The organism is Methylocystis sp. MJC1, assembly GCF_026427715.1.
In the GTDB taxonomy this organism is placed as follows: Bacteria; Pseudomonadota; Alphaproteobacteria; order Rhizobiales; family Beijerinckiaceae; genus Methylocystis.
Genome location: NZ_CP107558.1, coordinates 990,112 through 1,004,785 on the forward strand (window position 1 = coordinate 990,112; position 14,674 = coordinate 1,004,785).

Annotated in this window: 13 protein-coding genes and 1 pseudogene; 3 read left to right on the top strand and 11 right to left on the bottom strand. The window is 63.9% G+C overall.

What is annotated here, in order from left to right; all coding sequences use genetic code 11:
• Positions 1-152 precede the first annotated feature (152 nt).
• Both OGR47_RS04825 and OGR47_RS04830 read right to left on the bottom strand, forming a co-directional pair.
• The gene (locus OGR47_RS04825; RefSeq protein ID WP_165054728.1) at positions 153-977 is read right to left on the bottom strand and encodes a molybdenum storage protein subunit alpha; all 825 of its coding nucleotides are present in this window, start codon (positions 975-977) and stop codon (positions 153-155) included.
• Between the two features lie 13 nt (positions 978-990).
• Positions 991-1,803 carry a uridine kinase gene (locus tag OGR47_RS04830; RefSeq protein ID WP_165054725.1) on the bottom strand — a complete coding sequence of 271 codons (813 nt, stop codon included), beginning with the start codon at positions 1,801-1,803 and terminating at the stop codon, positions 991-993.
• Between the two features lie 368 nt (positions 1,804-2,171).
• Between OGR47_RS04830 and OGR47_RS04835 the strand changes: the two genes are divergently transcribed.
• Positions 2,172-2,486, top strand: a complete 315-nt coding sequence (locus OGR47_RS04835; protein ID WP_165054722.1) for a hypothetical protein — start codon at positions 2,172-2,174, stop codon at positions 2,484-2,486.
• Positions 2,487-2,503: 17 nt separating this feature from the next.
• On the opposite strand, the gene OGR47_RS04840 is transcribed toward OGR47_RS04835, so the two are convergent.
• From OGR47_RS04840 to OGR47_RS04875, 8 genes and pseudogenes are all read right to left on the bottom strand, one after another.
• Positions 2,504-3,238 (bottom strand): hypothetical protein, encoded by a 735-nt coding sequence (locus tag OGR47_RS04840; RefSeq protein ID WP_246729787.1) that lies wholly within the window; start codon positions 3,236-3,238, stop codon positions 2,504-2,506.
• Positions 3,239-3,349: 111 nt separating this feature from the next.
• Positions 3,350-5,464: a phosphocholine-specific phospholipase C gene (locus tag OGR47_RS04845; RefSeq protein ID WP_165054718.1), complete on the bottom strand. Its 2,115-nt coding sequence runs from the start codon at positions 5,462-5,464 to the stop codon at positions 3,350-3,352.
• Positions 5,465-5,584: 120 nt separating this feature from the next.
• Positions 5,585-7,651 (bottom strand): YgiQ family radical SAM protein, encoded by a 2,067-nt coding sequence (locus tag OGR47_RS04850; RefSeq protein WP_165054715.1) that lies wholly within the window; start codon positions 7,649-7,651, stop codon positions 5,585-5,587.
• Positions 7,652-7,719: 68 nt separating this feature from the next.
• Positions 7,720-8,262 carry a YqhA family protein gene (locus tag OGR47_RS04855; RefSeq protein ID WP_165054712.1) on the bottom strand — a complete coding sequence of 181 codons (543 nt, stop codon included), beginning with the start codon at positions 8,260-8,262 and terminating at the stop codon, positions 7,720-7,722.
• A 159-nt stretch (positions 8,263-8,421) separates the two neighbouring features.
• Positions 8,422-9,549, bottom strand: coding sequence for a CobW family GTP-binding protein (locus OGR47_RS04860; RefSeq protein WP_165054709.1), 1,128 nt, complete (start codon positions 9,547-9,549; stop codon positions 8,422-8,424).
• Positions 9,550-9,694: 145 nt separating this feature from the next.
• Positions 9,695-10,570, bottom strand: coding sequence for a metal ABC transporter solute-binding protein, Zn/Mn family (locus OGR47_RS04865; protein WP_165054706.1), 876 nt, complete (start codon positions 10,568-10,570; stop codon positions 9,695-9,697).
• 5 nt (positions 10,571-10,575) lie between these two features.
• Positions 10,576-11,445 carry a metal ABC transporter permease gene (locus OGR47_RS04870; RefSeq protein ID WP_165054703.1) on the bottom strand — a complete coding sequence of 290 codons (870 nt, stop codon included), beginning with the start codon at positions 11,443-11,445 and terminating at the stop codon, positions 10,576-10,578.
• A pseudogene (locus OGR47_RS04875) lies at positions 11,435-12,115 on the bottom strand (metal ABC transporter ATP-binding protein); the annotation flags it as partial. The gene OGR47_RS04870 and the pseudogene OGR47_RS04875, both read right to left, overlap by 11 nt.
• 567 nt (positions 12,116-12,682) lie before the next feature.
• On the opposite strand from OGR47_RS04875, the gene rpsU reads away from it, so the two are divergent.
• A complete protein-coding gene (gene rpsU, locus OGR47_RS04880) occupies positions 12,683-12,916 on the top strand; it encodes a 30S ribosomal protein S21 (protein ID WP_165054697.1) in 234 nt (77 codons plus the stop codon).
• Between the two features lie 91 nt (positions 12,917-13,007).
• Complete coding sequence (locus OGR47_RS04885) at positions 13,008-13,874, top strand: tetratricopeptide repeat protein (protein WP_165054694.1); 867 nt, start codon at positions 13,008-13,010, stop codon at positions 13,872-13,874.
• A gap of 46 nt (positions 13,875-13,920) precedes the next feature.
• On the opposite strand, the gene OGR47_RS04890 is transcribed toward OGR47_RS04885, so the two are convergent.
• Positions 13,921-14,628, bottom strand: a complete 708-nt coding sequence (locus OGR47_RS04890) for a TerC family protein (RefSeq protein WP_165054692.1) — start codon at positions 14,626-14,628, stop codon at positions 13,921-13,923.
• Positions 14,629-14,674: the final 46 nt, after the last annotated feature.

The window sequence follows — 14,674 nt, forward strand, 5'->3', positions numbered from 1 at the left end:
AGAACGCTGGTTCTGCTCTGGATTCCCGATCACTCGCTTCGCGAGCGTCGGGAATGACACCGAACCAACCGAGCGGAATTCGTAAGAGCCGCAAGATGAGATAAGCTTGCGGCTCCCTTCTGCTGTCGAGCGATAAGAGCGTGCGCTTAGGCCTAATGCGCGCCGGTGTGGACGAGCGTCCCCACATGCTCGCCGCGTAAGGCGGCCGTGAGCCGTCCGGGAACGAGCCCGTTTACGACCTGCACCCGCTCGATGTGGCGCGCGGTCGCCATGACCTCGAGGAGCGCGCGGTCGAAGGGCAGCGGTCCCTTGAGCTTTGCGAGGTCAGCGGCGCTCGCCTCACGGATCAACTCGGCCTGCTCCCCACCGGGGCCTTTGGGGTCGGTCGTATAGACCCCATCCACATCCTCCACGATCGTGAGACCGGCCGCGCCGAGCGCGTCAGCGAGCAGGAAGGCGCCCGTGTCGGCCCGGTGCGTCGGGATGCGCGAGGCGGGAAATTCGTGGTGGTGATAGGGGGGAAAGCCGCTTCCCACGACCGCGCGGGCGGCGGAGAGATGGATGGCGAGCTGGTTCGCGATGGTCGGGTGCTCGACATAGGAGACGCCCTCGGGCGCGAGCAGCGAGGCGAGGATGTGGCCGTTCTGGCCAGCTTCGCTCGCCGCAAGCGGCGCCAGCGACCCCACCGGCAGGCCGAGGTCGAGGCCCACGCCGTAGAGGTGCCGGGCGCGCACGCCTGCGCCGGTCAGGATCAGCAGACGGTGCTCGGGCAGGAGCTTGCGGAGCTCGTCTACGATCGGGAGAATGGCGTCCGCGCCGCGATCCATGATCGAGCGGCCGCCGATCTTCACGACCTGCAGCCAGGGGAGGAGCCGGATCGGGCGGCGGCCGGCGACCGGGCGGGTAAGGTCGCCATCGAGGAGCGTCTGGCGCGCGAGCGGCGAGGCGACGTGCTTGATGCTATTGGCGTCGGTCATAGCGGAAACTCTTTCAGCTCGCGGTGATGATCGTGCCGACATGTTCGCCGGCCAGCGCACGGGTCAGATTGCCGGGGACGAGGCCGTTCACGACCTGCACCTGGCGGACGTGGCGCGACGTCTTGAGCAAATCGAGCATGGGGAACTCGAGGATCGAGTCGTGCAGCCCCTGCGCCTTCATCTCATCGACCGAGATTTTGGGGATGAATTTGGCGTCCTTCGACGTCTTCGGATTGGCGGTGTAGAGGCCGTCTTCGTCCTTTACGAAGATCATCGCCTTGCAGCCGAACTGCTCGGCGACGAGGAAGCATCCGGCGTCGGTGCGGTAGGGCGGGATGACGCCCTCGGGAGCGGGACGCATCCAGACATTGTAAGGCGGCATGCCGCTGAAGACGACGGCGTTCACTTCGGCGAGGTAAAGCGGCACCGCTGAGAGCGCGGCTCCATTGACCGCCGAGACGCCGTGTTTCGCGAGAAGCTGCCCCAGCATCGCGGCGTTCTGATCGGCGACCGACGCGCCGAGCTGCGACAGCACGCCCGCCGGCAGGCCGAGCCCCGCCGCGATCGAATAGAGGTGCCGGGCGCGCGTTCCCGCGCCTGTCCCGATGAGCAGCTTATGGGCTTTGCGGGCGGCGACAATCTCGTCAACGAGCGGGTAAACGGCCGCGCGGCCACGATCGATGACGCTTTGCCCGCCGATCTTGATCACGGTCGCGTCCGGCAGAATACGGAAATCCGCGGCGGCTTCCGCCGCCGCCAGAAGCTGCGCGTCGGTCAGCGACCGCTGCATGAGGAGCGCGTCGAGCTCCGCCGTTGTATTGGCCATAGTGGCGACCTTTCGTGGCGACTACAGATTTTGTTTTTTATGTCACCGCTTGGGTACAGCTTAGAAAACTGCCTCGCAACATGTAAGAATTCCGCTTTTCTTGCTCGGACGGAAAAAGCTAACGCGTCATGGAAAAAACGACAAAAAATACGCACGGTTGACCAAATAGGCAGCGTCACGGCGCCAGATGGGAGAACAATATTTTTCTGTCGATCCTCCCGAGGCGAGGCCTCAAAATTGCATGATCGCGCTGCCGGGCGCTGCCGGACGTCGAACGACATCCTGCGCTGCCCAAAATCTGAGACGGGCTTTGTTCGTCCGCGTGATGAAGAAGCCGAAGACCACTCGAGTGTTGGGCAGTCGAGAAGATGCAAGTGACATTTATCAGAACGACGTCCGATGGCCGCGCGATCGAAGTCATCGGTCCCTATATATGCATCGCCCGCGACCCGGTTGCGGATGGTATCGTTGAAATCGCGAACCATCCCAATCGCAATGCAATTCTGTCGGCTGTGCCCAACGCCACGCATATGGCGGGGCCGCTCGTCTTGACCGCGGAAGAAGCCTCGGCGGTCCGCGGCGCCCTCGCGGCGGCGCAACCGGCGCCCACCGAGCCGAGCGAAATCGATAAGCGCCTTCGCGAGGCTGTGAATACCCGCAACCGCAACGCCGGCATCGAGTAAATGGCGACGCGCTGCCGTCAGCGGTCGGCGCTGAGGCGGAAGCTCATCTCGATCTTCGAGGGGGACGCATTGTCAGGTAAGCGCCAAGGCGAATAGTCCGGGGTGGGGTCGGGATCGCTCGAGAGGGAGAGCCGCCAGATTTGCTCCGGAAGGCCGGGAAGCTCTAAACGCACGACCCTCTGGCGCGTCTTCAGGCTGAGCGTCGCCGTGGCGAGGATCGCCTTGCGGTCTCCGTCATGGGCGCGCCACCCTTGGCCGAGCATGACGCCAGCGTGTTGTCGGCCTTCTTCCACGGCGACATGGACATCCGTCGCCTCCTGGGGCAGGCCCATGCCGGCCGGAAGCCTGAATTGCAGCTCGAGCGTCATGAAGCCGTGCGTGAGATAAGGCGAACGGATCAGTTCGTACCAGCCCCAAAAAGCGAGACCTCCCGCGACAACCAGAACGGACACGGCGAAGGGTCGGGAAATGCGCGTCTGGGTCGGAGCCGCCGCTGCGCTGGAGCGCCGTGCATCTGGTGATGTCGCGCTTTGAGTGACGACGCCCTTCCTGCTGAACAGCCAGGCGCCCGTGATGAAGCCAATAAGAGCGCCGATGGGTCCGATGTTGAAGAAAGCGCCCATCGCGACGCCGCCATCGCGATCCGGGCCCGCGAGCGTAATCACAAGAAAGGCGAGGCCGAACCAACCGGCAAGCATGCCAATAAGGCCGGACAGAAGGCCGAGGATGATGCGCATGAGCGTAAATTTCATCGTGAGGCGTTGAGCCAGGACGATATCACGCGCAGCTTGCCTTGGGATGAATGCGACAAGGCCGCCGCTCGGTTGCCGGAGCGGCGGCCCTGCTGGATCTACGCCGGACGGCTATTCGTTCTCGTGTTCAACCTCGGCGGATTTGACATGCTTGCCGCCGTTCGCGCCGAAGGCGGGATCGCTGACGCTGTCCTTACCGTTTTCGATATGGCCCGCGAGACGGCGCTCGAAGCTCTTGTCCTCGTCGACGGTGATCAGCAGGTCGTACCAGCCGAAGCTGGCTTCCAGCGGCCAGGATTTCTCGAAACGCTCCCCCGGCGAAAGACGCCGCTTCGCCGTGTGGCCGGTATAGGCGTTAAAGATCGTGACGGTGCGGGCGCTCGCTCCGCGGTTTGCGACGATGATCTCGAAATCGCGATGCGCCTCCTCCTCCGCGTCCTCATAATGGGCACCGACATAGAGGTCGGCCGACCCAGCCGCGACGCCGCCCTTGAAGGTGCGAAGGAAGCCGTTCGGCCCATAAACCGAGAAGTCGTACAGACCGCTGACCGGGACCTTCAGGCTGTCGGAAAGCGACTTGCCGGCCTCGACCGTATAGCTCCACGGGCCAGAGGCGGCGTCGCCCGAACGCAGCTGTAGCCAGGCCCCCGCCTTGCCTTTGTTGGCAATCTCGAGGTGAAACGTCTTTGCGAGATCGAGGGCGCCTTTCACATCGAGCGCGTAGGGCAGGGGGCGGGCGTAGCGCGCGCCGGTTTCCTGTTTCGGCATCGCCTGCTGGGTCGGCAGGGTTGGGATATAGCTGGGATGCCGCTGCCGATCCGGCGGCGCGTAAGACGCCGTGCTCGGCAGCGCGACGAAGCTTTTCTCGGGCCGCGTGAAATCGAAGGCCGAGGTCAGATCGCCGCAGATAGCGCGGCGCCACGGCGAGATTTGCGTTTCGACAACGCCGAAACGCCGCTCGATGAAGCGAATGACCGAGGTGTGGTCGAACAGTTCGGAGCAGACGTAGCCGCCTTTGCTCCAGGGCGAGACGGCGAACAGCGGCACGCGCGCGCCCAGGCCGTAGGGGCCCGCGGCATATTTCGCGCCGCCCGCATAAATCTCGTTCGTCGTGGCGACCGTGGAGAGACCTTGAGAGGGCGATTGCGGCGCATAAGGCGCAACAATGTGATCGAAGAAGCCGTCGTTCTCGTCGTAATTGATGATCAGGACGGTCTTGCTCCAGACTTCCGGATTGGAGGTCAGCGCGTCGAGAACCTGCGAGATGTACCAGGCGCCGTAATTGACCGGCCAGTTCGAATGTTCGGAATAGGCCTCGGGAGCGGCGATCCAGGACACTTGCGGCAGCGCATTGCGACGCACGTCATCGCGAAGAACGTCGAACAAAGTGCCGCTAACGGCGATGTTCGTGCCGGTCTTTGCCTTGTCGGCGAGCGGCGTGCCCGGCTGTGCGTTTTGATACTGATGGAAATAGAGCAGCGAATTGTCGCCGTAGTTGCCGATATAGGGATCGTTCGTCCAGCCCCACGATCCGGCGTCGTTCAGCCCCGTTCCGATGTCTTGATAGACCTTCCAGGACACGCCGGCTTTTTCCAGGAGCTCCGGATAGGTGCGCCAGTCGTAGCCGGCCTCGGAATTGTCGAGGACAGGCCCGCCGTTGGCGCCGTCATTGCCGACCCAGCCGGTCCACATGTAATAGCGGTTGGGATCAGTCGCTCCCATGAAAGAGCAATGATAAGCGTCGCAAATGGTGAAGGCGTCGGCCAATGCGTAATGGAACGGGATGTCCTCCCGGGTCATATACGCCATGGTCAGCGGGCCCTTGGCCGCGACCCACTGGTCGTATTGCCCGTTATTCCAGGCCTTGTGGGCATCCGGCCAGTTGTGCGGCGTGCCGGCCAGGAACTGCGATCCCACCGGGCGCGCGTCGGGACGATATGGCAAGAGTTCGCTGGCGCCATAGGGCTGATGAAACACTGACTTCTTGGACGGCAGAAAGGCCGCACGCGGATCGCCAAATCCGCGCACGCCGCGCAGGCTGCCGAAATAATGATCGAAGGAGCGGTTCTCCTGGGTCAGGACGACGATATGTTCGACGTCCTGGATCGTGCCCGTCCGCTTATTCGCCGGCAGCGCCAGCGCGCGTTCGATGCTCTGCGGAAAACTCGTGGCGAGCGCTGCGCTACCAGCAAGGCGCATAAAGTCGCGGCGATTACTCGTTGTCATTGTGTCGGCCCCCCAAGGCTGTGCTTGTGGGGCTCGACTAACAAGGGTCAGCGACACACCGGTGACGGAGCGTTTACAGATTCACGACGGCGCCTATGAAGCCCTGAAGCCTGTCCCGGATTATTTGACGGACGGCTTCTGATAGGCCACGCCCTTTGTGAGGAATTTCCGCTCGCCCGATGGCGCGCGCCTCGAAGCAGAGGGGCCGCCTTCGCCGGTTCCTTTGGGCTGCCAACTCGGCACGAGCTGGTGCTTGCCGGGGCCGATGAGGTCGGCGCGGCCCATGGCCTTGAGCGCCTCGCGCAGCATCGGCCAGTTCTCGGGGTCGTGATAGCGCAGAAAGGCCTTGTGCAGGCGCCGTTGCCGCAGGCCCTTCACCGCGTCGACTTTCTCGGACGCCCCGCGCCGCACCGGTTTCAGCGGGTTGAAGCCCGAGTGATACATGGCCGTCGACAGCGCCATGGGCGACGGTAGATAGGTCTGCACCTGATCGGCGCGATATTTATTACGCTTCAGCCATAGCGCCAGATTCATCATGTCCTCATCCGTCGTACCCGGATGCGCCGCGATGAAATAGGGGATGAGATAATATTCCTTCTTCGCCGCGCGCGCCGCCGCGTCGAATAATTGCTTAAAGCGATCGTAGGAGCCGATGCCCGGCTTCATCATCTTGGAGAGCGGGCCGCTTTCCGTATGCTCGGGCGCGATCTTCAAATAGCCGCCGACATGATGTTCGACCAGCTCGCGTATATAGGCCGGGCTCTTCACCGCGAGGTCGTAGCGCACGCCCGAGGCCACCATCACCTTTTTCACGCCGGGAATCGCGCGCGCCTTGCGATAGAGCTCGATCAGCGCGTCGTGGCTGGTGTTCAGGTTCTTGCAGATGTCCGGATAGACGCAGGACGGGCGCCGACACAGCGCTTCGGTCTCTTTGTCGCGGCAGGCCATGCGATACATATTGGCGGTCGGCCCGCCGATGTCGGAGATGATGCCTGTGAAGCCTTCCGTCTTGTCGCGGATGATCTCGATCTCTTTGAGAATCGAGCCTTCGGAGCGCGATTGAATGACCCTGCCTTCGTGCTCGGTGATCGAGCAAAAGGAACAGCCGCCGAAACAGCCGCGCATGATCGTCACCGAATGGCGGATCATCTCCCAGGCGGGGATTTTGGCGCCGTCGTAAGAGGGATGCGGCGCGCGCGCGAAGGGTAGGTCATAGACGGCGTCCATCTCCGCCGTCGTCAGTGGAATGGGCGGCGCGGTGAGCCAGACGTCCTTGTTGCCATGCCGCTGCGTCAGCGGGCGGGCGTTGCCGGGATTGCTCTCCTTGTGCAGCACGCGCGAGGCGCGGGCGTAAGCTTCCGGATCGCTCGACGCCTGTTCAAAAGAGGGCAAGCGGATGACGACATCGGCGCCGCTGCGCGCGTCGTCCTTGCGCAGACGCCCCTCGTCGGCGCTGTCGATATCTTCGGCCGAGGCTTCAACCCACCCTTCCGGCGTCGCGTCGCGCAACAGAGCGAGGCCGCGAATGTCGGAGAAGTCCTGCGCCAATCCGCGCTTGGCGATGCGGTGCGCGACCTCGGCTAGCGCCCGCTCGGCGTTACCGTAGAGCAGCAGATCGGCCTTAGCGTCGAGCAGGATGGAGCGGCGCACCTTGTCGGACCAATAGTCGTAATGGGCGATGCGGCGCAGCGAGGCCTCAATGCCGCCCAGCACGATCGGCGTTTCGGGGAAGGCCTCGCGGGCGCGCTGGGCATAGACGATGACCGAGCGGTCCGGCCGTTTCCCACCCTCTCCGCCCGCCGTGTAGGAGTCGTTCCTGCGGATGCGACGGTCCGACGTATAGCGGTTGACCATCGAATCCATATTGCCGCTGGTCACGCCGAAGAAGAGGTTCGGCTTGCCGAGCTTTTTGAAGTCGGCGGCGTCGCGCCAGTCGGGCTGCGAGATGATCCCGACGCGAAAGCCCTGCGCTTCCAGAAGGCGCCCGACAATCGCCATGCCGAAGCTCGGGTGGTCGATATAGGCGTCGCCGGTGACGAGGATGATGTCGCAGGAATCCCAGCCGAGCGCCTCCATCTCCGCCCGCGACATGGGCAGGAAGGGCGCGACGCCGAAACGATGCGCCCAGTATTTCCGGTAGGAAAAAAGGGGCTTGGCGCTTTGCAGGGTTGGGGTCGTAGATGCCATGGCGGTACTAGGCGGTTTTTTCCTGGGGCGTCAACGGGGAACGCGACGGCGGGCGGTTACTCTCTTCTTTAAGCCTCGTCCCTCGGCCCCGCTTCATCAGACGTCTTTTTTTCCGCCTGCCCGGAGATCGTCACCCTGTCGGAGAAGGCGAAGAGGAAGGTCGAGACCACGAATGTGATGTGAATGGCGATGTAGTAATTGAGGTCGCGGGCGTCCAGCTTCGGCACGTCCATGAAAACTTCGAGGAGCTTGATCGCCGAGATGGCGACGATGGTGGTGAGTAGCTTCAGCTTCAGCTGCGTGAAGTCGATGCCGCCCATCCAGTCCGGCCAGCCTTCGCGCGTCGTCGCAGGGGCGCCTGAGACGAAGTTTTCATAGAGTGAAATCGTCACGATCATCACCAGCGCGCCGGTGAGCGTGAGGTCGATGAGGCCGAGCAGCTCGAGAATGACCCTGTCCTCGCTGGTCGAGCCCAGAGAGGTCAGGATCGAGATGAGATGGCGCCCGGCGTTCACCATCAGGGCGAAGAGGCCGAGCGTCAGCATGATGAAGAAGGGCGCGAGCAGCCAGCGCGACAGGAACAGATAATGCTCCAACAGGCGCTTCAGCATGGCGGCTCCGGGCGCGGCCGGCGCGCCGCTCCCGTATGGATTTAGAGGCTGAGGGGAGGGCGGCAACGCCACCCGCACTATCAGAGCCCGAGACAGCCGTGGCTGCTCTGGATTCCCGGTCAGGCCTTCGGCCTGCCGGGAATGACAGTCGCCGGTGGTTCAGGAGACGACCGCCTCGAAACCGTTGCGGATCACGTCTTCCTTGAGCTTCCGGCCGATAAAAACGAGGCGCGACTCGCGCTTCTCGTCGTCCTTCCATTCGCGCTGCAGATCGCCGTCGAGGATCATATGCACGCCCTGGAAGACGAAGCGGCGCGGCTCGTTTTTGAAGGCGATGATGCCTTTGCAGCGTAGAATATCCGGCCCCTCTTTCTGAACCAGCTCGTTGAGCCAGGGCACGAAACGCTCGGGATCGACCTCACCCGCATGGCGCAGCGAGATCGACTGCATCTCGCTGTCGTGAATTGCTTTCAGATGGCCGTGATCATCGTGGTCATGATGGTGATGCTCATGCCCGCGTTCCGGCCCGCACTCATGGTCGTGATCGTGGTGATCATGCGCATGTTGTTCATGGTCGTGATCGCACTCGGGACCGCATTCGTGATCGTGACCATGGTGATGATGGTCGTGATCATGTTCCTCCGCAACGAGGAAATCCGGCTCGATTTGCAGGATGCGGTCTAGATCGAAAGCGTTGCGCTCCAGCACGGCCTGTAGCGGCACATCTGCCCTCACGGCGCGATGCAGGCTGGCGTAAGGATTGATGCCGCGGATGCGCGCCTCGGTTTCTTCGAGCTCTTCCGGCGTCACGAGATCGGTCTTGTTGAGGATGACGACGTCGGCGAAGGCGATCTGCATCTTGGCTTCGGGCGCATCCTTCAGGCGCTCGCTCAGCCATTTGGCGTCGGCCACGGTGATGACGGCGTCGAGCCGCGCGGCATCCTTCACGTCGGCGTCGACGAAGAAGGTCTGGGCGACGGGGGCGGGGTCGGCGAGGCCCGTGGTCTCGACGATGATGGCGTCGAACTTGCCGCGCCGGCGCATGAGGCCTTCGATTATGCGAATGAGATCGCCGCGCACGGTGCAGCAGATGCAGCCGTTGTTCATCTCGAAGACTTCTTCGTCGGCGCCGACGATGAGGTCGTTGTCGATGCCGATCTCACCGAATTCATTGACGATGACGGCGTAGCGGCGGCCATGCTGCTCGGTGAGGATGCGGTTGAGGAGAGTGGTCTTGCCGGCGCCGAGATAGCCGGTGATGACGGTCACGGGAATTTTGTCGGTCAATGCCGGGTGCTCCAAATGCTGTCGCCCCCTCCCTGTCCGGCCTCCGCTACAGAGGGGACGCTGAGAGTCGGGGCGCGCGAACTTGATGAAGGCCGCAGTCTGCTCCCTCTCCCACGAAGTGGGGGAGGGGTGGGGAGGGGGAAGCCTACGGCGCCAGGGCTTTGGTCAATTCTCTAACATTGTGGCGCATCATGTCGATATAATTCGCGCCGCCGCCCTCGGGCCCCGAGAGGGCGTCGGAATAGAGCGTGCCGCCGATCTTTGCGCCGGTTTCGGCCGCGATGCGCTTGGCGAGGCGGGGGTCGGCGATATTCTCCAGAAACACTGCGCCAACCTTGTGTTGTTTCACGGAATTGATGATGTGGGCGATGTCGCGGGCGCTGGCCTCGGCCTCGGTCGAGACGCCCTGGGGGGCGATGAAAGCGACGCCATAGCGCGCCGAGAAATAGCCGAAGGCGTCATGCGTCGAGACGACGCGGCGGCGCTCCTTCGGTAGGGCGTCGAGCGCCTTGACGATCTCGGCGTCAAGCACGTCGAGCCTGGCGAGATAGGCGGCGGCGTTGGCCTGATAGGCCTCGGCGCCCGCCGGGTCGGCGGCCGCGAGCGCGTCGCGTATTTCAGTCACGTAAATCTTGGCGTTGGCGACGTCCTGCCAGGCGTGCGGGTCGGTCCCTTCCTCGCCGGGCCGGGCGGCGATGCCCTTGCCGAGCGTGACGATGGTTCCCTTGCTCTTGGCTGCGGCGACGAGGCGTTCGAGCCAGCCTTCGAAACCGAGGCCGTTCACGAAAATGAGCTTGGCCTGAGCGATTTTGCGGCCGTCGGCTGGCGTAGGCTGATAGACATGGGCGTCGCCGTCCGGGCCCACGAGGGTCGTCACAGCGACGCGATCGGCGCCGACCTGCCGGACGAAATCGCCGATGATCGAGAAGCTTGCGACGACGGGGAGCCCGTCCGTTTCGCCGTAAGCTGGGGCCGCCAGCGCGGCGGCGATCGTCAAGACAAAGGCGCGGCGAGTCGGCATGAAAATCATCCTTCGAGATGCCGGCGCGGCCGTTTGAGCCGCAGCGCGCCGCCGGCTGAGCCGAAAATAAGCGAGGCGAAATAAACGAGGCCGGCTGCAAGAATGATCGCCGGGCCGGTGGGCGCGCCCGTTTCGTTGGAAAAGACGAGACCCGCATAGACGCAGAGCGCGGCGACGGCAGCCGCGAGCGGCAAAGCGACGGCGAGTTCATGGGTCCAGAGCCGCGCGGCGGCCGCAGGCAACATGATGAGGCCGACCGCCATCAGCGTGCCGAGCGCCTGAAAGCCCGCGACGAGATTGAGCACCACCAGGCCGAGGAACAGAAAAGGGATGAATTCGCCGAGCCGGCTCGTCTGGCGCAAAAACAGCGGGTCGAGCGTATCCATGGCCAGCGCGCGGTAGAAGACGGCGAGCGCAACGAGCGTCAGCGTCGAGACGCCGGCGAGCATGATGAGCGCGGAATCGTCGAGGCCGAAAACCGAGCCGAACAGCACGTGCAGCAGGTCGACGCTCGAGCCTTTCAGCGACACCAGGACCACGCCGAGCGCGAGCGAGACGAGGTAGAAGGCGGCGAGGGAGGCGTCCTCGCGCAGCGTTGTGAAGCGCGATGCGGCGCCCGTGGCGATGGCGACGAGGAGCCCCGCGACAAGGCCGCCGAAGGTCATGGCCGGCAAGGAGAGGCCGGCGATGAGATAACCGATCGCCGCGCCCGGAAGCACAGCGTGAGAGAGCGCGTCTCCGGCAAGCGACATGCGGCGCAAGATGAGAAAGACGCCGAGCGGCGCCCCGGAAACGGCAAGCGCCAGCGAGCCCACGAGCGCGCGGCGCATGAATTCATAGTCGAGGAAGGGCGAGACGAGGATCTCAGTGAGCATGAGCCGCTTCTTCGTCTCTCAGGCACTCGCGCGCGCGTCGATCATAGGCTTCCGACATGGCTCGCGCGCGGGCGAGGTTTTCCTCGCAGAGCGTCGCGCGGGTTTCGCCCCAGGCGATGCGCTCGCGGGCGAGCAGCAGCGTCTCGGGAAAGGCGCGGCGGGCGAGGTCGAGCTCATGCAGCACGGCGACGATGGTGCGTCCCTCGACGCGCCACTGCGCGATGAGGCCAAGGAGATCGTCCGTCGTCGCTTCGTCGATCGCGCCGAAGGGCTCGTCGAGCAGGATGACGCGCTGGTCCTGCACGATAAGCCTCGCAAACAGCACGCGCTGCATCTGTCCGCCGGAGAGCGTGTCGATCGGTCGGTCTTCCATGCCGGCGAGGCCGACGCGGTCGATCGCCTGCGCGGCGCGCTCCCGCTCTTCGGCGTGGAGGCGGCCGAACAGCCCGACGCGGCGCATGGCGCCCATGGCGACGAAATCGCGCACATTGATCGGGAAGGAGCGGTCGATCTCGACGAGCTGCGGCAGATAGGCGATTTCCCGCCCCGTCGCGCCGTCGCGCTCGATGCGCCCGCCAAGCGGCGGGAGGAGGCCCGCAAGGGCCTTCAGCAAGGTCGATTTGCCGGCGCCATTCGGGCCGCAGACGGCGAGCGCCGCGCCCGGCGCGATCTCCCCTTCGAGGTGATGGACGGCGGGGCGGCGGTCATAGCCGAGCGTGAGATTGACGAGGCGAATCGGCCCCGGCGACGCCATCCCCCTCAATGGAGCGCCCAATAAACGCCGGCCCAAAGCGCGGCAATGACAAACGAAACGCCGAAAACCCGCGCGGCGGCCGAGGCCTCAAGCAGCGACGCGCGTTCGGGAGCGGCTCGGCTTACAAATTGGGCACGCCCTTGCGCGTGCAGGACCGCGTGGTCGTGGGCGTGGCGGTGGCCTTGGGTCGCGTCGGTCATGCTAGATGTTATAATATAACGCCCGATAAGGACAAGGGCTGCTTTCGCTTAGCGGCTCCCCTCTCCCGCATGCGGGAGAGGGGAGTTCCGCAGCGTTCGTGGCGCGATTTTCTCGAGGCGCTCTAAGCGCAATTTGCGCGCTCTCGGGCATGGACAGCGCCCGCCAACTCTGCTATCTCCCGTTCTCACGGGTCAGGCGCTCCGTCAGCGCCCGGCAACCTATTCCCATTTCGGACAGGCTCACGGTGCATCCGCGGGCGGCCCCAACCAGCAGGATGGTTTCGTGCAAGTTCTCGTTCGCGACAACAATGTCGATCAGGCTCTGAAGGCGCTGAAGAAGAAGATGCAGCGCGAAGGCATCTTCCGCGAAATGAAACTGCGCGGCCACTACGAGAAGCCCTCCGAGAAGCGCGCCCGCGAGAAGGCCGAGGCCGTCCGCCGCGCCCGCAAGCTCGCCCGCAAGAAGCTGCAGCGCGAAGGCCTGCTGCCGGTGAAGGCCAAGCCCGCCGGGCGCTGAGCCTGTCGAATTCCTGCCATATCGAGACGCTTTTTTAATCGCGTCCGGCAAGTAATGGCCAAGTTCTAGACGGTCGAGAGGAATTTCAGGCATGGGCTTCCGCCTTGCGGCGACGTCGTTTCGCTTGTGTCCTTTCTCCCGTGGATTTCTGCTGAGCGGCGCGGCGCTGGCCGCGCTGGCGCTCGCCGGATGCGAGACGGCGACAGGCATTCGTCCGCCAGGGCGCGGCATCGCCGAGATTGCCGACACCGATCCCAAAGCCGCCTCGGTCAATATCGATTCGCTTTCCGAGGTCATCCGGCGCAATCCATCGAGCGCCGAGGCTTATAATACGCGCGGCGTCGCTTATGCCCGCGTCGGTCGCTTCCAGGAAGCGACCGCCGATTTCTCCCAGGCGATCAAGATCGATCCCAACAACGCCGCCGCTTACACCAATCGCGCGCTGGCGAGCCGGCAAACGGGGCAGAACGATCTTGCCCGCGCCGATTTCGATCACGCCATCCAGGTCAGCCCCAATCACGCCCCGGCCTATATTGGCCGCGCCAATCTGTTGCGCGCGCAGGGCAATCTCGACCTGGCGCTGTCCGACCTCGACACGGCGATCCGTCTCAACCCCGAAAACGCGCAGGCTTTCCACTCGCGTGGGCTGATTCATCAGAAGAATGGCGACAACGCGCGCGCGGTCACCGATTTCGACAACGCCATCGACCGCGATCCTTTCGCCGCCGCTCCCTATCAGGCGCGCGGCGAGAGCCTTGTCGCCCTGGGCAAATATGACAAGGCGGTCGAGGACTTCAATGCGGCGCTGAACGTCGACAACAAGAGCGCGCTTGCCTGGGCCTGGCTCGGCGTCGCCTATGACAAGAGCGGCAATAGAGGCAAGGCGCAGGACGCCTATCAGCGCGCCTTGCAGCTGGACCCGCAGCAGCCGCTCGCCAAGCAAGGCATGCGCGGCTGATCTTTTTGTCTCAGCGGCTTTTGATAGGCCGGGCTGAGTTGGCGGCTCACCCCTCGTGCTTTTCCTGATCGCGTCTGTCCTCACGCCATTGCCGGTAAGCTTTTACCGCAAAGGCGATGACAAGCACGATCGCGGCGCCGCCGATCGCTAAACCGCGCTCGAGCGCCGCATGGTCGGCGATGTGCAGACGCTCGACCACGGCGGAGTCGGACGCCGCCATTTCCCCGGAGACCCAACCGAGCAAAGCCGCACCCGCCCAGACGAGAATGGGAAAGCGCTCCAGCGCCTTGAGCAAAAAGCCTGCGCCGAACATCACGATCGGCACGGACAGCGCCAGGCCGAAGACGACGAGATAGGTCGAGCCGTGCGCGGCGGCCGCGATGGCCAGCACATTGTCGAGCGACATCACGGCGTCTGCCATGATGATGGAGGTCACGGCGCCCATCAGATTGGGCTTCGCTTTGACGTCGCTATGTTCGGTTTCGTCGATGAGAAGCTTCACGGCGACGAACAGCAGCAGCAATGAGCCGAAGGCTTTCAGAAACGGAACGCTCATAATCTGCACGACGAGCAGCGTGAAGACCACGCGTAGAAAAACGCCGCCGAGCGCGCCGAGAAACACGCCCCAGCGCCTTTGCGTCACTGGCAGTTGCCGGCAGGCGAGGGCGATGAGAATCGCATTGTCGCCGGAGAGCAGGATGTTGATCCAGATGATCTCCAGGACCTCCCAGCCGACGGTGATTTCCGAGTCCATTTCCTTTTCCTGATTAACGCCGCGTTACAGGCTTGCGTTGCCTTAA